Here is an 18,041-nt window from a genome sequence, read left to right as displayed (position 1 = left end):
GGATATCCACATGCCGAGTCCTGAGGGGCAGTCTTTTCCGCGTTTCTCGCAGCGTTCGGACAGCAAGGTCCCGGTGCTGGCCAATTGGGCGGTCATCGGCATCTTCCTGATCCTGGGCTTTTCGGCTGTCGCGGCGGGGCGCGATTTCCTGATGCCCGTGACCATGGCCATGCTGCTATTCTTCGTCTTCACGCCGCTCAGGCGACTGGCGCAGCGGCGCGGCATTCCCGATGCGGCGACCGCCGCGGGGATCACCCTGTCGATCCTGCTGGTGGTCGGGGTCATCGCCTATGCCGCCAGCGGTCCCCTCAGCCGGGCGATGACGAACATGCCCGTCATCAGCGCCCAGCTGGAGCAGAAGTTCGACAATGTCCGCGAAAGCCTGTCGGACCTGCGCGACGCCGCGCGCCAGATCGACGAGGCCCAGGGCGGCGGCTCGGGTGACGACCCCCGCCCCGCCATCCGCGTCGAGCAGGAGGGAGAGACCACCCTGGGCATGGTCATGACGATGGCGCCCCTGCTGGTGGCGCAGGTCATGTTCACGCTGATCCTGCTGTTCTTCCTGATCGCGTCGGGCGATCTGATGTATCTCAAGATCGTGCAGAGCTTTGACCGGATGCGCGACAAACGCGGCGCCTATCTGGCCCTGCGCCAGATCGAGGATTCCCTGGGCAACTATCTGGGTGCCATCGCGATCATCAATGCGGGCCTGGGTCTGGCCATCGGCCTGGCGATGTGGGCCTGGGGGATGCCCGGCGCGCTGCTGTTCGGGATCGGGGCGTTCGTTCTGAACTTCATCCCCTATCTGGGGGCGATCACGGGGGTGGTCATCTCGGCTATCGTGGCGCTGGTGGTCATGCCGGGGCTGTTCTGGCCGGCGATGGTCGCGCTGACCTATCTGGGGCTGACCTCGCTGGAGGGGCAGATCATCACGCCCTATTTCGTGTCGCGCCGGTTGCAGATGAACACAGTCGTCGTGTTCCTGGGCGTCGCGCTGTGGGCCTGGCTGTGGTCGGTGATCGGGATGATCATCGCGGTGCCGGTGCTGGTCGTGCTGCGCGTGCTGGCCGATCACATTCCGGGTTGGGAAAAGTTCGGCAACTTTCTGGCGGGAGACGAGCCTCCGGCCCTGACGGACGAGGATGAGGAGGAGGCCCGCGAACTGGTCGAGGCCGGGGCCGAGGCCGAGGACGGCGCCGCCGCCCGTGTCGCCACGGCCCAGGTGGTCGCCGCCGCCCAGGACGACTGAGGACCGGGGCGATCCTGTCGCCCCGGTCCGGCCTGCGCGGCCTCAGCCCGCGGGCAGCGAGGGGGCGATCTCGTTGACCGCGGCCTCGATCTGCTGGCAGGTGGCCTCGACCGTGCTGCCGCGCGCCTCAACCGCCTCGGCCATGGTCAGTTCGGTGTCGCCCAAGGCTACGGTGCCCTCGGCGCCCTTCAGCTCGGCGGTCTCGCCCGCAGCGGGGTCGCCCTCGGGCAGCAGCGCGACCAGCTGTGCCTGCGCCTCGACGGCCTCGGGGCCGCTGAACCCCTGATCATTGCAGTATTGCAGGATGCCCAACTGATTGCGCGCGGCCTCATAGGTGGCGGCGGGGTCGGGGGCGGTGGCCTCCGGGGCATCGGGGGCTGCTTCCTGTGCCAGGACCGCGGCGGGGGCCAGGCCCAGGGCCAGGGCGATTGCCAGTGTGCGGGTCATGTCATCTCCTTTTGCGTCTTTGCGCCCACGCCTTGTCCGCGTGGCGTCGAACCGGACCTAGGCCCTGCATGCCGGAATGGCCCGACCTTGCAGAACATCGCCCTCTTGACCGGCGGCGCACCGCCGGAACGCCGCGTTTCGCACCCCCGCCCACCGGCAGGTTCCAGCGCATGCCGCCACCCGCAGACACGTTTTGCTGAGGTTGCCGTTCGGTCTGCCGTCGGATCACGAGGCGGTGATGGCAAGGTGATTGAACCGACTCGCCCTCGGCCCGTTGACCATCCAGACAGCGGCATTTGCCGCACATGCAATTCAGGAGAGACGTCATGACGAGCAATCCGATCGCAACCGTGAAACTGGGTGGCAAGGCCGCCATTCTGGCCACCCTGATGGCGACCGCGTCCTTTGCGCAGACCGCCACGACCGAGGCCCCTGCCGAGATGACCACCATGGACGCCGTCGAATTCCCGGTGCTGACCAGCGTCGAGACGGATCAGGAGGTCATCGACAGCCTGTCCGCCCAAGGCTACGAGAACGTCGTTGTGACGCGCGCCGACGGCACGCTGATCGTGACCGGCGAGCGCGGCGGCCTGCCGACCGAGATGATCTTCAGCGACACCGACGGCACGCTGGTTCTGGTCGATGGCGTCGAGCCTGCGACCACGGTACCTGCGCCGGACGCACCGGCGGCTGGTGCCACGGTCGACCCGGCGACGTCCACAGATGGCGACGAGCCGACCAGCGAGACGCCGGATTCGACCAACTTCAGCGGTCAGAACCAGGTTCCGCTAGATACGCCGACCGCATCGGTCGAGGGCGATGAGAGCGATCCGGTGTTCGAGACGATCCCGTCCGACGCCGTCCTGCCGACCCCCACCGAGGGCGAGACCGGCATCGACGCCGATGGCGGCGCCGAGACGGATGGCAACGAGGGCTGATCGCGCCCCCGCAGTTGGATCAAGGCCGGGCCATGTGCCCGGCCTTTTTCGTGGCTCAGACCAGCCCCAGGACCAGCGGCACCCCGATCAGCGCCGCAAGGGCCGCCGTCTGCACCAGCAGCATGACGATGGCCGCCGGGCCGACCTGGGCCAGACGGGCCAGCGCGGTCTTCATGCCGACCGCCGCGACCGCCGCGACAAGCAGCGCGCGGGACAGGACCGAGGCGCCCTCGACCACCGTCGCGGGGACCAGATGCGCGGAATTGGCCGCAGCCAGCACCAGAAAGGCCAGCACGAATCCCGGCAGCAGGGGCGGGCGCGGGCCGGTTGCCGGGCTGGTCCGGCTCAGAACCAGCGCCGCGATCAGCACCACGGGCGCCAGCAGGGTGACGCGGATCAGCTTGACCACGGTGGCGATGTCGCCTGTGCCCTCGGACACGGAATAGCCCGCGCCCACGACCTGGGCCACGTCATGGATGGTGCCGCCCAGGAACAGCCCGGTCTGATGCGCGTCCAGCCCCAGCCCCGCCGCCAGCATCGGATAGAGGATCATCGCCACCGTCGACAGGGCCGTGACGGTGATGACGGTGAAGGACAGGTCACGCTCGGACCGCTCTCGCTGCGGCAGGACCGAGGATATCGCCATGGCGGCCGACGCGCCGCAGATGGCGACCGATCCGCCAGTCAGCATCGCAAAGGCGCGGTCCTGTCCCACCCGCCGTGCCAGCGCGATGGACCCCAGGATCACCGCCGCGATGGATGCCGCGATCAGCGCGACAAAGGGCCAGCCGATCGCCGCCACCATGTCCAGCGACACCCGCAACCCCAGCAGCGCCACCCCCGCGCGCAGCAATCCGCGCGCGGCAAAGTCGATGCCGGGACCGGCGCGATCATCCTCGGCCAGGAAATGCAGCGGCATGCCCAGCAGGATCGCCATCAGCATGACCGGCGCGCCGTAATGCGTGGACAGGAACTGGGCCGCCATGGCGACGGTGACGGCCAGCATCAGGCCGGGGGCCAGAACGCGCAGGCGTTCGGGCAGTGACGGAAGGCGGATCGGCATGGGGCAGGGTTCCGGGGATGGGGCCCGCGATCAGGCAGGGCCGGACGTCACGCCCGCGAAGGGGCGGGGATGGGGCGGGGGCCGCGGCCCCCGCCACTGGGGTCAGCGGATGTCGCGGTCGCGTTCGGCGGCCAGCTCGGTCTCGGCCTGGGCCACGGCCTCGCGGAACTGGGCCAGGATCTCGTCGCCGCCGTCCACGCTGGCGGTGAACCACTCATAGACCGGGGCGGCGGCCTCGGTGAAGGCGGCCTTTTCCTCGGGGGTGGGGACATAGACCTCGCCGCCGGCGGCCGCGAATTCCTCATAGGCCGCGATGGACTTGCGCTTGGGCGAGGCAAAAGTCGCCTGCTGCAGTTGATAGAAGCCGTCGACGACGATGCGGCGCATGTCCTCGGGCATGGCGGTAAAGCTGTCGTTCGACATCCACCAATAGGCGCCCATATAGGCATGCCCGTCCAGCGTCAGATGGCGCAGACCCGCCTCGGGGAAGCGCATCGACATGATGTCGGTGATGCCGTTCGCGGTGCCCTCTACCACGTTGGTCTGCAGCGAGGTGAACAGCTCGGGCCAGGGAATCGGGGTGGGCGATGCGCCCATCGCGCGGGCCAGCTCCTGCGGCAGGTCGGCCACCACGGTGCGCAGCTTGAGGCCCTGCAGGTCGGCGGGGGTCTGCACGCGGCGCTGCGTGTTGGCGAAATTGCGCCAGCCGCCGGTATTGCCGATGGTCATCAGGCGCAGCGTGTCGCCGCTGTCGGCCAGGGCGCGGTCGCGCAGGTCGCGCATGAAATCGCCCGACAGGACGCGTTCGGCCACCCGGTCGTCGGCCATGATATAGGGCAGGTCCAGCACCTGGAAATACGGGAACAGCCCCGCCGCCCCGTCCAGCGTCGAGATATAGACGTCGATCGAGCCGTCGGCCACGCCCTGCAGGCATTCCGTCCCGTTCGAGCACAGCTGCGTGCCCATGAAGATCTCGACCGCGATGGCGCCGTTCGAGGCGGCCTCGACATGGGACTTGAAGACCTGCAGGCCGTCGAAATCCTCGTCGTTCTCGTTCGAATTGGCGACTGCGCGCAGGGTGTATTCCTGCGCCATCGCCGGGGTGGCCAGCGCCAGTGCGGCGGTCAGGGCCAGAGTGGTCTTCAGCATTGTCAGTCCTCCCTTGGTGGTCAGTTCGCGAAACCCGTCAGGCGCGGGATCGTCATGGAAATGGCGGGGAAATAGGTGATCAGGAAGATCACGAAGACCTCGACCGCCAGGAACGGCAGGATGGCGCGGGCGATGGTCATGACCTTTTCGCCCGATACCGCGGCGGCCACGAACAGCACCAGCCCCATGGGTGGCGTGGCCAGACCGACGGTCAGGTTCACGCACATGATGATGGCGAAATGCACGCTGTCGACGCCCATGCCGGTAAAGACCGGCCCCAGGATCGGCGCCAGGATGATGATCGCGGGGCCGGCATCCAGGAACATGCCCACGACGAACAGCAGGATGTTGATCATCAGCAGCAGCAAGAGCGGGTTCGCCGTCAGGGTCAGGATCCAGTCCGCCATCATCTGCGGTGTCTGTGACAGGGATACGACGGTCTTGAACGACATCGCCGCCCCGACCAGCAGCAGCACCACCGCCGAGGTCAGCGCCGCGCGGCCCAGCACGTCGGGCAGCTCCGAGATGCTCATGGTGCGCAGCACGAACAGGCTGATGACCAGCGCATAGAGGACGGCCACGGCGGCGGCCTCGGTCGGTGTGAAGACGCCGCCCAGGATGCCGCCCAGGATGATGACCGGGGTCATCAGCGGAAAGAACGCCTTGAGGCTGGCCTGGCCGCGCTCGGGCCAGCTCTGGCGGCGCGAGGCGATGGGAAAGTCGTATTTGTCGGCCATCAGCTTGACGACCAGCATCAGGCCCACGCCGACCAGGATGCCCGGCACGATGCCCGCCAGGAACAGCGCCGCCACGCTTTCGCCCATCACATAGGCATAGATGATCATGATCCCCGAGGGCGGGATGATCGGCCCGATGACCGAGCTGGCCGCCGTGATCGCGGCGGCAAAGCGGCGGGTATAGCCCTGCTTTTCCATCGCCGGGATCAGCATCGACCCAAGCGCCGAGGTATCGGCCACCGCCGACCCCGACAGGCCCGCGAACAGCATCGACGACAGGATGTTCACATGCGCCAGCCCGCCGCGGAAATGCCCCATCAGCGCCTGCGCGAATTCCACCAGGCGCAGCGTGATGCCGCCCCGGTTCATCAATTCGCCCGCCAGCATGAAGAAGGGGATCGCCATCAGCGGGAAGCTGTCGATGCCGTTATAGAGGTTGCGATACAGCAGCGTCAGGTCACGCTCCTGCCCGTTCAGCCATAACAGGATGCCGGGGGCGGCCAGCATGCCGAAGACCACCGGCAGGCCGATCAGCAGGAACACCAGAAACAGCGGCAGGAACCAGATCAGCATCATTCGGCCCCCCTCAGGGCTGGGTCCAGCCCCTCGATCGGGGGCAGGTCGCGCGTGCCCGCCAGATCGGCCAGCGTGCGCAGGATCAGTTCCACGTTCACCGCGATCAGCAGCACCAGTCCGGTCGGAATCGACGCCATCATCCAGGACCGCGGCACCCGGTACCAGCTGTCCAGACCCCAGGAGGTGGGGATGAACAGCGACGCACTGGCGAACCGCCCGCCCAGGCCCACGACCTCGCGCCAGCCGATCTGGACGGCGACGATCATCACCAGCAGCGACACCGACAGCAGCATCAGGTTCAGCAGCCGCGCCAGCGTCGCGGGCAGCAGCGTCGGGACAAAGTCGATGGCCACGAATCCGCCGCGCCGGAACGCGGTCGGCGCCATCAGCCCGGTCATCCACAGCATGCAGAAGCGTGCGGCCTCGTCCGGCCAGGCCAGCGCGCTGTTCAGGCCGTACCGCGCGACGACCTGCGCAATGGTGACCGCGACCATCACCCCGATGGCCAGGATCCCCACCGCGCGGCCCGCGCGCAGCAGGCGTTCGTTGATCCAGGACAGCGGCCGGATCAGGCCCCTCAGCAGGCTCATCGGATGGTTCCTCCCCCCGTTTCTAGGGCGCGGCCAATCCTCCCCCGGACGGGCCGCGCCTTGTGTCGTGCCCTCAGCCGCGCGCGATCCCCGCGATCTGGCCGCCGAAGAAGGCCAGCGGCTCGCCTTCGGTGATCTGGGCGCGCAGGACGCGCCCGACGACGATCATGTGGTCGCCCGCCTCGTGCATGGCGAACAGGCCGCAATCGAACCGCGCCAGGCAGCGGTCCAAGACCGGCACGCCTTCGGGGTTCGCGACCAGCCCGGCCTCGTCCAGGGCGTTGCGGTTGCGTGCCACGGTCCAGGCCAGGTCGGCCTGGTCGGCGGCCAGCACATGGACCGCGAAATGCGCGGCCTTTGCGAACATCGGAAACCGGGAACTGGCGCGGGCGGGCGCCCACATCACCAGCGGCGGGTCCATCGAGATCGACGAAAAGCTGTTGGCGGTCATCGCCGCGCAGCCATCATCGCTGGCTGCGGTGACCACGGTGACGCCGGTGGCGAAGCGGCCAAAGGCGTCGCGCAGCAGCCGCCCGTTCTGCGCATCGGGGACGAAACTGTGCGGGATCGGACGCGTCATGGCACCTCTTGCCCAAGGGCTGCTTGGTAAAGGCGGAACCACTGCACGCGGTCCAGCCCGACCGTTCCGGCATCCGCGATCCGCGCGATCCGCGCAAGCGAATTGGTGCCCAGGACCGGCATGATGGTCGCCGGGTGACGCAACAGGAACGCAACGGCCACCGCCGCCCGGTCCACGCCGAATTCGGCGGCCAGCGCGTCCAGTTCGGCCGCAACGGGGCCGTGACCGGTCATCAGGCTGCCGCCGCCCAGGGGCGACCAGGCCATGACCGGGTCGCGGCGGCGCTGATGGAACGCCAGATCGCCATTGGTGAAGGGCGCGGGCGCCGCCAGCGAGATCTCGATCTGGTTGGTGGCCAGCTTGGTCTGCATCGACGCCTGCAGCAGCTCGACGTCCCAGGGGCGGAAATTCGACACGCCCACCGCGCGGACCTTGCCCGACGCGACCAGCGCGTCCAGCGCCGCGCCCGTGTCATCGGGGTCCATCAGCGGATCGGGGCGGTGGATCAGCAGCAGGTCGATCCGGTCGGTGCCCATGTCGCGCAGCGAATTGTCGACCGACGCGCGGATGTGGTCGCCCGAGGTATCGTAATGCTTGCAGGCGGCGTCGGCGTATTTGCCGATCGGCGCGATGATGTCGCATTTCGTGACGATCTCGATCCGGTCGCGCAGGCCGGGGCTGGCGCGCAGGGCGGCGCCCATGATGCCTTCGGCGGTATAGGCGCCATAAATGTCGGCCTGGTCCATCGTGGTGATGCCCTGGGCCAGGCAGGCCTCGATCTTGGCCTGGACATGGGCGGGGCTGGTATCGGCGTCGTCGCCGATCCGCCACATGCCATAGACCAGCCGCGACAGCGATACGTCGTTGTTCAGCGTCACACGGTTCATCTCAGCGCCTTTCGCCGGTGCCCAGGGGCGTTGCGGGGGTGGTGTCGGGCACGCGGCCCTGGACACGGTTCAACTGGCAGGTGTTCATCTGCGGCAGGACGCGGCTGCCGAAATGGCAGGCCTCGTCCTCGTGGGGATAGCCCGACAGGATGAAGGCGCGGATGCCCATGCGGCGCAGCTCCTCCAGCTTGGTCAGGACCTGATCGGTCGATCCGACGATGGCCGCGCCGCAGCCCGACCGCGCCCGGCCCACGCCGGTCCACAGGTTGGGCTCGATATAGCCCTCCAGATCGGCCAGCTCGCGGTTGCGCGCCTGCCGGCTGACGCCGAGAGAGCCTGCATCCAGCGCCCGTTCGCGGATCGCGCGGCCCTGTTCGTCATCCAGCTGGCTGACCAGGTCGCGGGCGTATTCGCGGGCCTCGGCCTCGGTGTCGCGGACGATCACATGGGCGCGAAAGCCGTAATCCAAGGTGCGGCCGTATTTCTGGGCCGCGGCATGGGCGGCGCGCATCCGGTCGGCGATGTCCTCGGTCTTTTCGGGCCACATCAGATAGACATCGCAATGCTGGCCGCACAGGTCCAGCGCATCGGGGGAATAGCCGCCGAAATACAGCATCGGCCCGCCCGACTGATAGGGGCGCACCGGGTCGGTGGTCAGGCCGCTGAAATCATAGACCTGACCCTGATAGTTGATTTCGTCCTGGGTCCAGGCCTGTTTCAGGATCTCGACCACCTCGCGCGACCGCTGATAGCGGAAGGGGCTGGGCTCCTGCTGGCCGGGAAAGTCGCTGGAGATGATGTTGACCGTCAGGCGGCCCTCCAGCATGTGATCCAGCGTGGCGATGGTGCGGGCCAGCATGATCGGCTGCATCTCTCCGCAGCGGACGGCGGCCAGCAGGTTGATGCGGTCGGTGATCGGCGCGCAGCCCGCGACGAAGGACAGCGTGTCCTGGCCGACCTGATAGCTGGACGGGCACAGGATGTTGCCGAATCCCTGCTGTTCCGCCGTGCGCACGATGTCCGAGCAATGCGCCCAGGATGAGCGCAGCGACCCGTCCGGCACGCCCAGATGGCGGTAATCGTCGGAGCACAGCGCCGAGAACCAGGCGACCTCGACGGCGTCCAGATCGGCTGAGGTGACGGGAACGACGGTCATGGTTTCCTCCCGGGATGACGTCCGATTTCCCTTTGCTTAGCCCTGTCCTTGATGTAAATCAATGGTGCATCAATTTAGGGGGCATCTTTTGGCGCAGGGGGGGCAACATCGGTCGGACGCGCTTCCGATCCACCTGCAGATCACCGAGATGATGATCCGCGACATCGCCGCCGGTCGCCTGATCGACGGCCAGAAGCTGCCCCCCGAACGCCAGATGGCCGAGGCCCATGCGACCACCGTGCGCACCCTGCGCAAGGCCCTGGCCGAGCTGGAGGTCGAAGGCCTGCTGGAGCGGCGGCAGGGGTCGGGCAACTATATCCGTGCGGGCGCGCCCACGCGGGCGGTCTATTCCATGTTCCGGCTGGAGCATGCGCAGGGCGGCGGCGGTCTGCCGCGCGCGCGGCTGCTGTCGGTCGATCTGCTGCCCAAGGATGCGGATCAGCCCGCCTATGGCAGTTCGGATCACGGCACGCGGTTCCGCCGGCTGCGGTTCCTTGACGACACGCCCATCGCCGTCGAGGAGATCTGGCTGGATGCGGGCGCCGGAGAGATCCCGCCCGCGATGGTCCAGGATTCGCTGTATCTGACCTATAAACGCGCGCTGAAGCTGTGGATCACCCGGGCCGAGGACCGCGTGGGCCTGGGCACCGTCCCCGATTGGGCGCCCGCCGAATTCGCCCCGCGCCCCGGCGCGACCGCCGCCTTCATCCAGCGCCTGTCCTGGGCGCAGGGGGCGCAGGCGGTCGAATATTCCCGCACCTGGTACGACACCGACCGGGCGCTGTACGTCCAGCGCCTTATCTGAGGAGAGCCCCATGACCCTGCAACCGCCCCCCCTGCGCAGCCGCACCATCACCTATGGCGTGATCGGCTGCGGGATGATGGGTCAGGAACACCTGCGCAACATCGCCCTGCTGCCCGGCACCGCGGTCGGCGCGATATTCGAGCCCGACGCCGCGATGCGCGCCCGCGCCGCGGCCCTGGTTCCCGATGCGCGTTTCGTGGACAGCATCGAGGCGCTGCTGGCCCAGCCCGATCTGGACTGTCTGCTGATCGCCAGCCCGAATCACCGCCATGTCGAACAGCTGCAGGCCGCCGCCGCCCGCCGCCCCCTGCCGGTGCTGGTGGAAAAGCCGCTGTTCACCGATCCGCGCGATCTGGCCGCGGTCCAGGCGCTGGCCGCCGATTACCCGGCGCCGGTCTGGGTGGCGATGGAATACCGCTATATGCCGCCCGTCGCGCGCCTGCTGGAGATGGCAGCGGATGCCACCGGCGGCATCCGCATGTTCTCGATCCGAGAGCATCGCTTTCCGTTCCTGTCCAAGGTCGGCAACTGGAACCGCTTCAACAACCAGACCGGCGGCACCTTTGTCGAGAAATGCTGCCATTTCTTTGACCTGATGCGGCTGGCCATGGGGTCGGACCCGGTGCGCGTCATGGCGACCGGCGGGCAGGCCGTGAACCATCTGGACGAATCCCATGACGGCCGGGTGCCCGACATCTTTGATCATGGCTATGTCGCGGTGGATTTCGCCAATGGCACCCGCGCCATGCTGGAGCTGTGCATGTTCGCCGAGGGCGCCCGCTGGCAGGAGGAGATCAGCGCCGTCGGCCCCCGGGGCAAGATCGAGGCCTTCGTTCCCGGCCCGACCCGGTTCTGGCCCGACCATCTGGGCGCGCCGCCGGTGGCGCAGGTGGTCGTGTCGCCGCGCGACCCCAAGGGGCCGCAGGTCCATGAGATCCCGGTCGATCCGACCCTGCTGGAGGCGGGCGATCACAACGGCTCGACCTTCTATCAGCATCAGCGGTTCCTGGAGCTGGTGCGCGGCCAGCGCACAGCCCCCGAGGTCACGGTCCTGGACGGCATCTGGGCCGTGCGTATGGGCCTGGCGGCCCAGACCGCCATGACCGAAGGGCGCGTCATCGACCTGTGACGGCCCGCACAGCCGATGTGCGGCGGGGACAGTGCCCCCGCCGCGCGTTCTGCGCTATGGCTGGGGAAACCGGAACCAAGGGTCCCCCATGCGCCACAACACCGCCCGCAGCTATGGCAGCGTCGCCCGCAGCCTGCATTGGCTGACCGCCCTGATCATCCTGTCCAACATCGCCCTGGGTCTGTGGGCCGAACGCATCCCGCTGGACCAGATGGCGCTCAAGGTGCAGGTCTTTTCCGTGCACAAGACGCTGGGCATCGCGGCGCTGGTCGTGGCGCTGGCGCGGATCGGCTGGGCGCTGACCCAGACCCGCCCCGCCCCCGTCCATCCCGAACGCCGCCTTGAGACGCTGCTGGCCGAGGCGGTGCACTGGACCCTCTATGGCGCGATGGTGCTGGTCCCGGTGACCGGCTGGATCGAACATGCCGCGTCCGAGGGCTATGCCCCGATCCTGTGGCCGCTGGGGCAGGGCCTGCCACTGGTGCCGAAATCGCCCGCGCTGGCGATGACGATGGCGCAGGTGCATCACGTCTTTGCCTTTCTGCTGATCGGGTCGGTCGCCCTGCATGTGGCGGGCGCCGTCAAGCACGCCGTGATCGACCGCGACGGCGTGCTATCGCGCATGACGCGGGGCCTGCCCGCGGGCGACGGCATCGTGGCGCGGCACCTGATGCCCGCGCTGGTCGCGCTGGCGGTGTTCGGGGCGGGGGCGGCCTATGCGCTGGCCACCCGGCCCATTGACGCGGCCCCCGGTGCGACGCTGGAACAGGCGGCCTCGGACTGGCAGGTCCAGGACGGGACGCTGGGCTTCGCCGTGCGCCAGATGGGGTCGACCGTCACCGGGCAGTTCTCCGACTGGACGGCGGCGATCACCTTTGACCCGGACAGCGGGGCAGGGGCGGTGACCGTGACCATCAACATGGACAGCGTGACCATCGGCACCGTCACCGATCAGGCCAAGGGCGCCGAATTCTTTGACGTCGCCGCCAACCCCACCGCCGTCTTTGAGGGCATCATCCGCCCCGAGGGCGACGGCTATGTCGCCGAAGGCCCGCTGAGCCTGCGCGGCCAGCAGATGCCCGTCACGCTGCCCTTTACCCTGACCATCACCGACGGCTTGGCGCAGATGCAGGGTCAGGCGGTCATGGACCGCCGCGACTGGCAGGTGGGGGCGGGCTATTCCGATGAATCGACGGTGGGATTCGAGGTGGACCTGACCGTGGCCCTGACCGCCCGGCGCTGACGATCCCACGCAGATGTGCGCAGGCTGACAGGGCCTGTTCGCGCATCGCTAGTTGCCCCGCACCCCCTTTTGCAAGGATGGTGCCCCCATAACGAATGGAGATTTCGATGCTGAAAACAACCGCCCTGACCGCCGCCCTGACCCTTGTCGCCGGTGCCGCCCTGGCCGAGCCTGTGGCCTATGACCTGGACACCTCGCACAGCCAGATCGTGTTCAACTATGACCACCTGGGCTTTTCGACCACCTACGGGATGTTCGGCGACATCACCGGCGTGATCACCTTCGACGCCGAGGACCCGGCCGCCTCCTCAGTCGAGGCCACGTTCCCCGTCGCCTCGCTGATGACCGGCTTTGCCGGCCGTGACGAGCATTTCCTGTCGGGCGACTTCTTCGGCGCCGAGGGTGCCGCCCCCGAGGTCACCTTCGTGTCCACGGGCATCGAGGTCACCGGCGACACCACCGCGCTGATCACCGGCGATCTGACGCTGAACGGCGTGACCCAGTCGGTCGTGCTGGACACCACGCTGAACCAGCAGGGCACCCACCCGATGGAGAACAAGCCGTGGCTGGGCTTCAACGCCACCACGACCCTGCTGCGCAGCGACTATGGCCTGGGCATGTTCGCCCCCGCCGTGTCGGACGAGGTCGAGGTGATCATCTCGGTCGAGGCCATGCCGCAGGAGTGATCCCGCGCAGGGACGACCATCAGGCCCGCGACATCGTCGCGGGCCTTTTGCATGGCGCGATGCGGTTTGCGCGAACCATGCGGTTTGAATTGACTTTTTGGCCCCGCACGCGCACTGACGGCTGAACGAAAGCGAGTGCAAGCGGCCATGACCACCGGCGATGCGTCCCTTTCCAACCTGTCCGTCACCCCGTCCGACAACGGCGTGATGCTGTCCGGCGATCTGGTCGTGTGGACGCTTGGCGCGCTGGCCCCGGTTTCCCCTTCGGCGCGGATCGACCTGTCCGGCCTGTCGCGGCTGGACACGGCGGGGGCCTGGGATCTGGTGGCGCGCCGCGCGGCGGGGGCCGATCTGGTCGGGCTGTCCGCGGGCCATGCGAGGTTGCTGGACACCGTCGCCGAGGCCCTGCCCCTGCGCAAGGCCGACCCTGCGCCCGACCCTCGCTGGCGGCGGCTGCTGGTCGCGACCGGGGCGCGGGTGGTGGGCGCGCTGCGCTATCTGGCGCAGCTGGCCGAATATCTGGGCCGCGTGCTGGCCGCCCTGGCCCGCGGCCTCCGCAGGCCGTCGCGCTTTCCGATGACATCGCTGGTCCATCATGCACAGCAGACCGGCCTGCGCGCTGTGCCCATCGTCGCGGTGATGTCCTTTCTGATCGGGGTGGTGCTGGCCTATCAGGGGTCCGACCAGCTGCGCCAGTTCGGGGCCGAGGTCTTTGTCGTGGACCTGATCGCCATTTCCATCCTGCGCGAACTGGGCATCCTGCTGACCGCCATCGTGGTGGCGGGGCGCACGGCATCGGCGCTGACGGCGTCGATCGGGTCGATGAAGATGCGCCAGGAAATCGACGCGATGCGCACCCTGGGGTTGGACCCCGACATGGTGCTGATCCTGCCGCGCGTGCTGGCGCTGGTGGTGATGCTGCCCATCCTGGGGCTGATCTCGGCGCTGTCGGGGCTGATCGGGGGCGCGGTGATGTCCTGGGTCGAGCTGGGGATATCGCCCGCCGTGTTCCTGGCGCGGCTGGCCGATATCAGCGTGACCCATGCCATCGTCGGGCTGCTCAAGGCGCCGGTCTTCGCGCTGATCATCGGGGTGATCGGCTGTCACGCGGGCATGCAGGTCGGCAAGGACGCGGAATCCCTGGGGCGGATGACCTCCTCTGCGGTGGTCAGCGCGATCTTTGCGGTGATCATCGCGGATGCGGCCTTTTCCATCTTTTTCGCGCAGGTCGGGCTGTGAGCGGGGACCCCGTGATCCGCGTCCGGGGCCTGCGCACGGCCTTTGGGTCGCATGTGGTCCATGACGATCTGGACCTGGACCTGCGGCGCGGAGAGATCCTGGGCGTGGTCGGCGGTTCGGGCACCGGCAAGTCGGTTCTGCTGCGTGCCATCGTCGGGCTGGAGGCCACGCAGGCCGGCAGCATCGAGGTTCTGGGCCGCCAGATCGGTGCGCTGTCGGGCGACGACCGCCGCGCGCTGGAACAGCGGTGGGGCGTGATGTTTCAGGACGGGGCGCTGTTCTCGGCCCTGACCGTGCGCGAGAATGTCGAGGTGCCGCTGCGCGCCGTGCCCAGCCTGACCGATGCGCAACGCGAGGGTCTGGCCGAGCTGAAGGTCAGCATGGCGGGCCTGCCGTGGAAGGCCAATGCCGATTTCCCCGCCGACCTGTCGGGCGGCATGCGCAAGCGCGCCGGTCTGGCCCGGGCCCTGGCCCTGGACCCCGAGATCCTGTTTCTGGACGAACCCACCGCCGGTCTGGACCCGATCGGGGCCACGGCCTTTGACCGGCTGATCGTGACGCTGCGCGACGCGCTGAACCTGTCGGTGTTTCTGGTCACGCATGATCTGGACACGCTGCATGCCTGTTGCGACCGGGTGGCGGTGCTGGCCGAACGCCGCGTGCTGACCACCGGCACCATGGCCGATATGCTGACCGTCGATCACCCTTGGGTGCATGAATATTTCCACGGGCCCCGCGCCCGCGCCGCCACCGGCAAGGAGTAGACGCGTGGAGACCAAAGCCAGCTATGCCCTGATCGGCGCCTTTACCATCGCGGGGTTCCTGGGAATCCTGGGGTTCGTGCTGTGGTTCACCAACCTGCAGCTGGACCGCCAGTTTCAGCAGTATGACGTGTATTTCCCGGAGGTCTCGGGCCTTGGTGCCGCATCCGAGGTGCGGTTCGCGGGCCTGCCCGTGGGGCGGGTGATCGACATGCAGCTGGCCCCCGGCAACCCGCTGCCGGTCCGCGTGCGCATCGAGGTGACGCTGGACACGCCCATCCGCACCGACAGCACCGCAGCCCTGGAGGTGCAGGGCGTGACCGGGGTGGCACTGATCGCGATCAGCGCGGGGTCGGCGCGCGCGCCGCTGCTGCGCGATGCCGATACGGGGGCGGTGCCGGTCATCGCCTCCAGCCGCTCGGCGTTGCAGACGCTGTCGGACGAGGGGCCGCAGATCATCGAACGCCTCAGCCTGGTGGCCGAACAGCTGACCCAGGTGCTGGGCCCCGAGAACCAGGGTCGGGTGGCGGCGATCCTGGACAATGTCGAACGCTCCAGCGGCAATCTGGACCGGGCGCTGGACGATGTGGCGACCGCCACCGATGCCATCGCGCAGGCGGCCACCGGCATCGCGGCCTTTGGCGCGCAGATGGACGGCCTCAGCCGCAGCGCAGGCGTCACGCTGGACCGCTTTGCCGATGCCGCCAGCCGGGCCGAGACGACGCTGGCCGCGGCGACCGCTACGCTGGAGGGGGTGGACGGCTATGTCGCGGGCGACCTGACCACGCTGACCCAGCAGCTGGAACGCAGTGCCGCCGGGTTGACCCAGCTGACCGACCGCGGTCTGGCCAGTCTGGACGGGCTGGACCGGACGCTGGCCTCGGGGACGCGGGCCTTTGACGCGGCCGAGGGCGTGATCAGCCGTGACCTGGCCCCGGTGGCCACCGACCTGCGCGCCACGCTGGCGGCGCTGAACGGCGCGCTGGCCAGCCTGCCCGCCGACCTGCCGCAGATCAGCGCCAGCTTGCGCCAGGCCTCGGACAATGCCGCCGCCGCCTTTGCCGCGCTGCGCGGCGTGCTGGACGGCGCGCGCGGGCCGGTGCAGTCCTTTGCGGGCGACACGCTGCCCCAGATCACCCGCCTGTCCCAGGACATGCGCGCGCTGGTCCAGAACATGAATCAGCTGGTCTCGACCCTGCGGCGCAACCCGGCGCAGCTGCTGACCGGCCCCCGCACCCCCGAATTCCGCAGATGAGGTTCCCCATGCGCCTGCCCCCGACCCGTCTGATCCGCGCCCTTGCGGTCGCAGCCATGGCCGCCCTGCCCGGATGCGGCGCGCTGTCCGCCCTGCAGGGCGAACCCGAGCGCGACCTGTTCGAGCTGCGCCCCCCCGCCGCGCTGACCTGCGGCCCCGCCCGCATCGGCGAGCTGGTGGTCGAGCCGCCCAAGACACGCGGCACGCTGGACAGCAACCGCATCATGATCCGCCCGTCGGTCCTGCAGACGCAATACCTGCCCGATGCGGAATGGGGCGACACCGTGCCCCTGACGCTGCAACGCCTGCTGGTCGAAAGCCTGGGCGCCACGGGCAGCTTTCGCCATGTGGGCCGCGCGCCCTTGGGCCTGTCGGGTGATTACGCCCTGATCAGCGACATTCGCGATTTCAATGCCGAGATGGCCGATGGCGGCGTGGTCATCCGCCTGACCGTCGATGCCCAGATGGTCAGCGAGATGGAGGCCAATGTCGTATCCCGCGCCAGCTTTTCCGCCACCGTGCCCGCCGCCAGCACCCGCACCGCGGATCTGATCCCGGCCTTTGACGCGGGCGCGCGCCAGCTGGTGGGGCAGATGCGCGGATGGGCGCTGACTGCGTCTGGCGTCGCGCCGTCCAGCTGCCGCTGAGGCCCGCGCCGGTGACGCCAACGTCCGTAAGGGCCGTTGACAGCCACCCGAACGGGAGGCAGCGCCAGACCCGACGGCGTATCTGAGCGCGGCCCTCCGGCGATTGCCGGGGGCCGCGCGCTTGGGTCTGTTTATGTTGGCGCGGTCCCTGCGGGTCAGTCCGTGGGCGTGACGCTGATGGTGTCGAAGCGGTTAAACGCATTGGCGACCCCGGCTCCGGACTGGATCATCAGGTGATGCGTGGTCTGCGTAGCGGTAAACTGGAACGTGTGCGTCTCCTCGGGGATGATGTTCTCGACGGACAGGCGGTGGCTGCTGTTCAGCGAGAACTCGTTGTTCGCGTCCAGGACCAGCGGAACAGGAAATCGGTGGACATGACGGTCTCGAATGCAAAGGGCCTCGCGATGAGGCGGCGCTGAGCAGTCGGATAGTCCTGCGGATTGGCTAACAAAGCCTCACCCCACCGCGCGTTGCAATGACCTCGCGCCCGCCCGCGGAATGACGACGGCCTGATTCTCACTCCGCGTGAACACCCGGCGACCGTGGCAAAGATCAGTATGGCCAGCATTGCCCGGACTGGTCAGATCCCGGACGGCGCAACCACCAGGATATCGGCCGCTGCTCCGGCTGGAACCGGTCCGGACATGCCGTGGCGGCGGCACGCCCCGCCGCGTCCACCGTGCCGGTGGCGGTCCGGCGTTGTTGCAGAACTCTGACCTTCGAGGATTCACATTTGTGAATCTATGCGGTTAGACGGTCCGCATGAGCAAGCCATCGCCCGCCCGCTATCGCACGACGAACTGGTCTAGCTACACAGCCTCGCTTCGCAAGCGCGGGTCGCTGCTGATCTGGCTGGACAAGGACCTGTCCTGGCTTGCGCCGTTTGATGGCAAGCCCGGTCGCC

General features: G+C 68.4%; 18 protein-coding genes and 1 pseudogene. 11 read left to right on the top strand and 8 right to left on the bottom strand.

Features of this window, described 5'->3' with window-relative positions; translation table 11 throughout:
- Window positions 1–10 precede the first annotated feature (10 nt).
- The gene (locus tag FA740_RS12655) at window positions 11–1,249 is read left to right on the top strand and encodes an AI-2E family transporter (RefSeq protein ID WP_136857143.1); all 1,239 of its coding nucleotides are present in this window, start codon (window positions 11–13) and stop codon (window positions 1,247–1,249) included.
- 42 nt (window positions 1,250–1,291) lie between these two features.
- Here FA740_RS12655 and FA740_RS12650 read toward each other — a convergent pair whose 3' ends face one another.
- Window positions 1,292–1,696, bottom strand: coding sequence for a pore-forming ESAT-6 family protein (locus FA740_RS12650; RefSeq protein ID WP_136857142.1), 405 nt, complete (start codon window positions 1,694–1,696; stop codon window positions 1,292–1,294).
- 326 nt (window positions 1,697–2,022) lie between these two features.
- On the opposite strand from FA740_RS12650, the gene FA740_RS12645 reads away from it, so the two are divergent.
- Entirely contained in the window at window positions 2,023–2,634 is a 612-nt protein-coding gene (locus FA740_RS12645) for a hypothetical protein (RefSeq protein ID WP_136857141.1), read from the top strand.
- Window positions 2,635–2,689: 55 nt separating this feature from the next.
- Here the strand turns inward: FA740_RS12645 and FA740_RS12640 are convergent, their stop codons facing one another.
- From FA740_RS12640 to FA740_RS12610, 7 genes are all read right to left on the bottom strand, one after another.
- On the bottom strand, window positions 2,690–3,697 hold the full coding sequence (locus FA740_RS12640; protein ID WP_136857140.1) for a YeiH family protein: 1,008 nt from the start codon (window positions 3,695–3,697) through the stop codon (window positions 2,690–2,692).
- Window positions 3,698–3,799: 102 nt separating this feature from the next.
- Window positions 3,800–4,846 (bottom strand): TRAP transporter substrate-binding protein, encoded by a 1,047-nt coding sequence (locus FA740_RS12635; RefSeq protein WP_136857139.1) that lies wholly within the window; start codon window positions 4,844–4,846, stop codon window positions 3,800–3,802.
- A gap of 20 nt (window positions 4,847–4,866) precedes the next feature.
- Complete coding sequence (locus FA740_RS12630) at window positions 4,867–6,156, bottom strand: TRAP transporter large permease (protein WP_136857233.1); 1,290 nt, start codon at window positions 6,154–6,156, stop codon at window positions 4,867–4,869.
- Entirely contained in the window at window positions 6,156–6,749 is a 594-nt protein-coding gene (locus FA740_RS12625; protein WP_136857138.1) for a TRAP transporter small permease, read from the bottom strand. Before FA740_RS12625 ends, FA740_RS12630 begins: the two co-directional genes overlap by 1 nt.
- Before the next feature lie 73 nt (window positions 6,750–6,822).
- Entirely contained in the window at window positions 6,823–7,329 is a 507-nt protein-coding gene (locus FA740_RS12620) for a flavin reductase family protein (RefSeq protein ID WP_136857137.1), read from the bottom strand.
- Window positions 7,326–8,216 (bottom strand): aldo/keto reductase, encoded by an 891-nt coding sequence (locus FA740_RS12615; protein ID WP_136857136.1) that lies wholly within the window; start codon window positions 8,214–8,216, stop codon window positions 7,326–7,328. The genes FA740_RS12620 and FA740_RS12615 overlap by 4 nt, the downstream gene beginning before the upstream one ends.
- A 1-nt stretch (window position 8,217) precedes the next feature.
- On the bottom strand, window positions 8,218–9,372 hold the full coding sequence (locus FA740_RS12610; RefSeq protein ID WP_136857135.1) for an LLM class flavin-dependent oxidoreductase: 1,155 nt from the start codon (window positions 9,370–9,372) through the stop codon (window positions 8,218–8,220).
- A gap of 61 nt (window positions 9,373–9,433) precedes the next feature.
- Between FA740_RS12610 and FA740_RS12605 the strand changes: the two genes are divergently transcribed.
- The 9 genes and pseudogenes from FA740_RS12605 to FA740_RS12565 all read left to right on the top strand — a co-directional run.
- Window positions 9,434–10,177, top strand: a complete 744-nt coding sequence (locus FA740_RS12605; RefSeq protein WP_136857134.1) for a GntR family transcriptional regulator — start codon at window positions 9,434–9,436, stop codon at window positions 10,175–10,177.
- Window positions 10,178–10,187: 10 nt separating this feature from the next.
- On the top strand, window positions 10,188–11,306 hold the full coding sequence (locus FA740_RS12600; protein WP_136857133.1) for a Gfo/Idh/MocA family protein: 1,119 nt from the start codon (window positions 10,188–10,190) through the stop codon (window positions 11,304–11,306).
- Window positions 11,307–11,394: 88 nt separating this feature from the next.
- Entirely contained in the window at window positions 11,395–12,549 is a 1,155-nt protein-coding gene (locus FA740_RS12595) for a cytochrome b/b6 domain-containing protein (RefSeq protein ID WP_136857132.1), read from the top strand.
- A 107-nt stretch (window positions 12,550–12,656) separates the two neighbouring features.
- Window positions 12,657–13,235 carry a YceI family protein gene (locus FA740_RS12590; protein ID WP_211243705.1) on the top strand — a complete coding sequence of 193 codons (579 nt, stop codon included), beginning with the start codon at window positions 12,657–12,659 and terminating at the stop codon, window positions 13,233–13,235.
- Between the two features lie 147 nt (window positions 13,236–13,382).
- Window positions 13,383–14,474, top strand: coding sequence for an MlaE family ABC transporter permease (locus FA740_RS12585; RefSeq protein ID WP_136857131.1), 1,092 nt, complete (start codon window positions 13,383–13,385; stop codon window positions 14,472–14,474).
- Entirely contained in the window at window positions 14,471–15,238 is a 768-nt protein-coding gene (locus FA740_RS12580; RefSeq protein ID WP_136857130.1) for an ABC transporter ATP-binding protein, read from the top strand. The genes FA740_RS12585 and FA740_RS12580 overlap by 4 nt, the downstream gene beginning before the upstream one ends.
- Window positions 15,239–15,242: 4 nt before the next feature.
- A complete protein-coding gene (locus FA740_RS12575; protein ID WP_136857129.1) occupies window positions 15,243–16,490 on the top strand; it encodes an MlaD family protein in 1,248 nt (415 codons plus the stop codon).
- 8 nt (window positions 16,491–16,498) lie between these two features.
- Complete coding sequence (locus FA740_RS12570; protein ID WP_136857128.1) at window positions 16,499–17,137, top strand: ABC-type transport auxiliary lipoprotein family protein; 639 nt, start codon at window positions 16,499–16,501, stop codon at window positions 17,135–17,137.
- 762 nt (window positions 17,138–17,899) lie between these two features.
- Window positions 17,900–18,041: pseudogene (locus tag FA740_RS12565) on the top strand (IS5/IS1182 family transposase); the annotation flags it as partial.

It is taken from the genome of Paracoccus hibiscisoli (assembly GCF_005048265.1).
In the GTDB taxonomy this organism is placed as follows: Bacteria; Pseudomonadota; Alphaproteobacteria; order Rhodobacterales; family Rhodobacteraceae; genus Paracoccus; species Paracoccus hibiscisoli.
This window is presented reverse-complemented; position numbering and strand designations above follow the sequence as displayed.

What these genes read in the sequence shown, in the direction of transcription:
- FA740_RS12595 (WP_136857132.1), top strand. Translation starts at nt 11,395, where the DNA reads ATGCGCCACAACACCGCCCGCAGCTATGGCAGCGTCGCCCGCAGCCTG.
- FA740_RS12600 (WP_136857133.1), top strand. Translation starts at nt 10,188, where the DNA reads ATGACCCTGCAACCGCCCCCCCTGCGCAGCCGCACCATCACCTATGGC.
- FA740_RS12620 (WP_136857137.1), bottom strand. Translation starts at nt 7,329, where the DNA reads ATGACGCGTCCGATCCCGCACAGTTTCGTCCCCGATGCGCAGAACGGG.
- FA740_RS12655 (WP_136857143.1), top strand. Translation starts at nt 11, where the DNA reads ATGCCGAGTCCTGAGGGGCAGTCTTTTCCGCGTTTCTCGCAGCGTTCG.
- FA740_RS12585 (WP_136857131.1), top strand. Translation starts at nt 13,383, where the DNA reads ATGACCACCGGCGATGCGTCCCTTTCCAACCTGTCCGTCACCCCGTCC.
- FA740_RS12635 (WP_136857139.1), bottom strand. Translation starts at nt 4,846, where the DNA reads ATGCTGAAGACCACTCTGGCCCTGACCGCCGCACTGGCGCTGGCCACC.
- FA740_RS12615 (WP_136857136.1), bottom strand. Translation starts at nt 8,216, where the DNA reads ATGAACCGTGTGACGCTGAACAACGACGTATCGCTGTCGCGGCTGGTC.
- FA740_RS12630 (WP_136857233.1), bottom strand. Translation starts at nt 6,156, where the DNA reads ATGCTGATCTGGTTCCTGCCGCTGTTTCTGGTGTTCCTGCTGATCGGC.
- FA740_RS12610 (WP_136857135.1), bottom strand. Translation starts at nt 9,372, where the DNA reads ATGACCGTCGTTCCCGTCACCTCAGCCGATCTGGACGCCGTCGAGGTC.
- FA740_RS12645 (WP_136857141.1), top strand. Translation starts at nt 2,023, where the DNA reads ATGACGAGCAATCCGATCGCAACCGTGAAACTGGGTGGCAAGGCCGCC.
- FA740_RS12625 (WP_136857138.1), bottom strand. Translation starts at nt 6,749, where the DNA reads ATGAGCCTGCTGAGGGGCCTGATCCGGCCGCTGTCCTGGATCAACGAA.
- FA740_RS12570 (WP_136857128.1), top strand. Translation starts at nt 16,499, where the DNA reads ATGCGCCTGCCCCCGACCCGTCTGATCCGCGCCCTTGCGGTCGCAGCC.
- FA740_RS12590 (WP_211243705.1), top strand. Translation starts at nt 12,657, where the DNA reads ATGCTGAAAACAACCGCCCTGACCGCCGCCCTGACCCTTGTCGCCGGT.
- FA740_RS12605 (WP_136857134.1), top strand. Translation starts at nt 9,434, where the DNA reads ATGGTGCATCAATTTAGGGGGCATCTTTTGGCGCAGGGGGGGCAACAT.
- FA740_RS12650 (WP_136857142.1), bottom strand. Translation starts at nt 1,696, where the DNA reads ATGACCCGCACACTGGCAATCGCCCTGGCCCTGGGCCTGGCCCCCGCC.
- FA740_RS12640 (WP_136857140.1), bottom strand. Translation starts at nt 3,697, where the DNA reads ATGCCGATCCGCCTTCCGTCACTGCCCGAACGCCTGCGCGTTCTGGCC.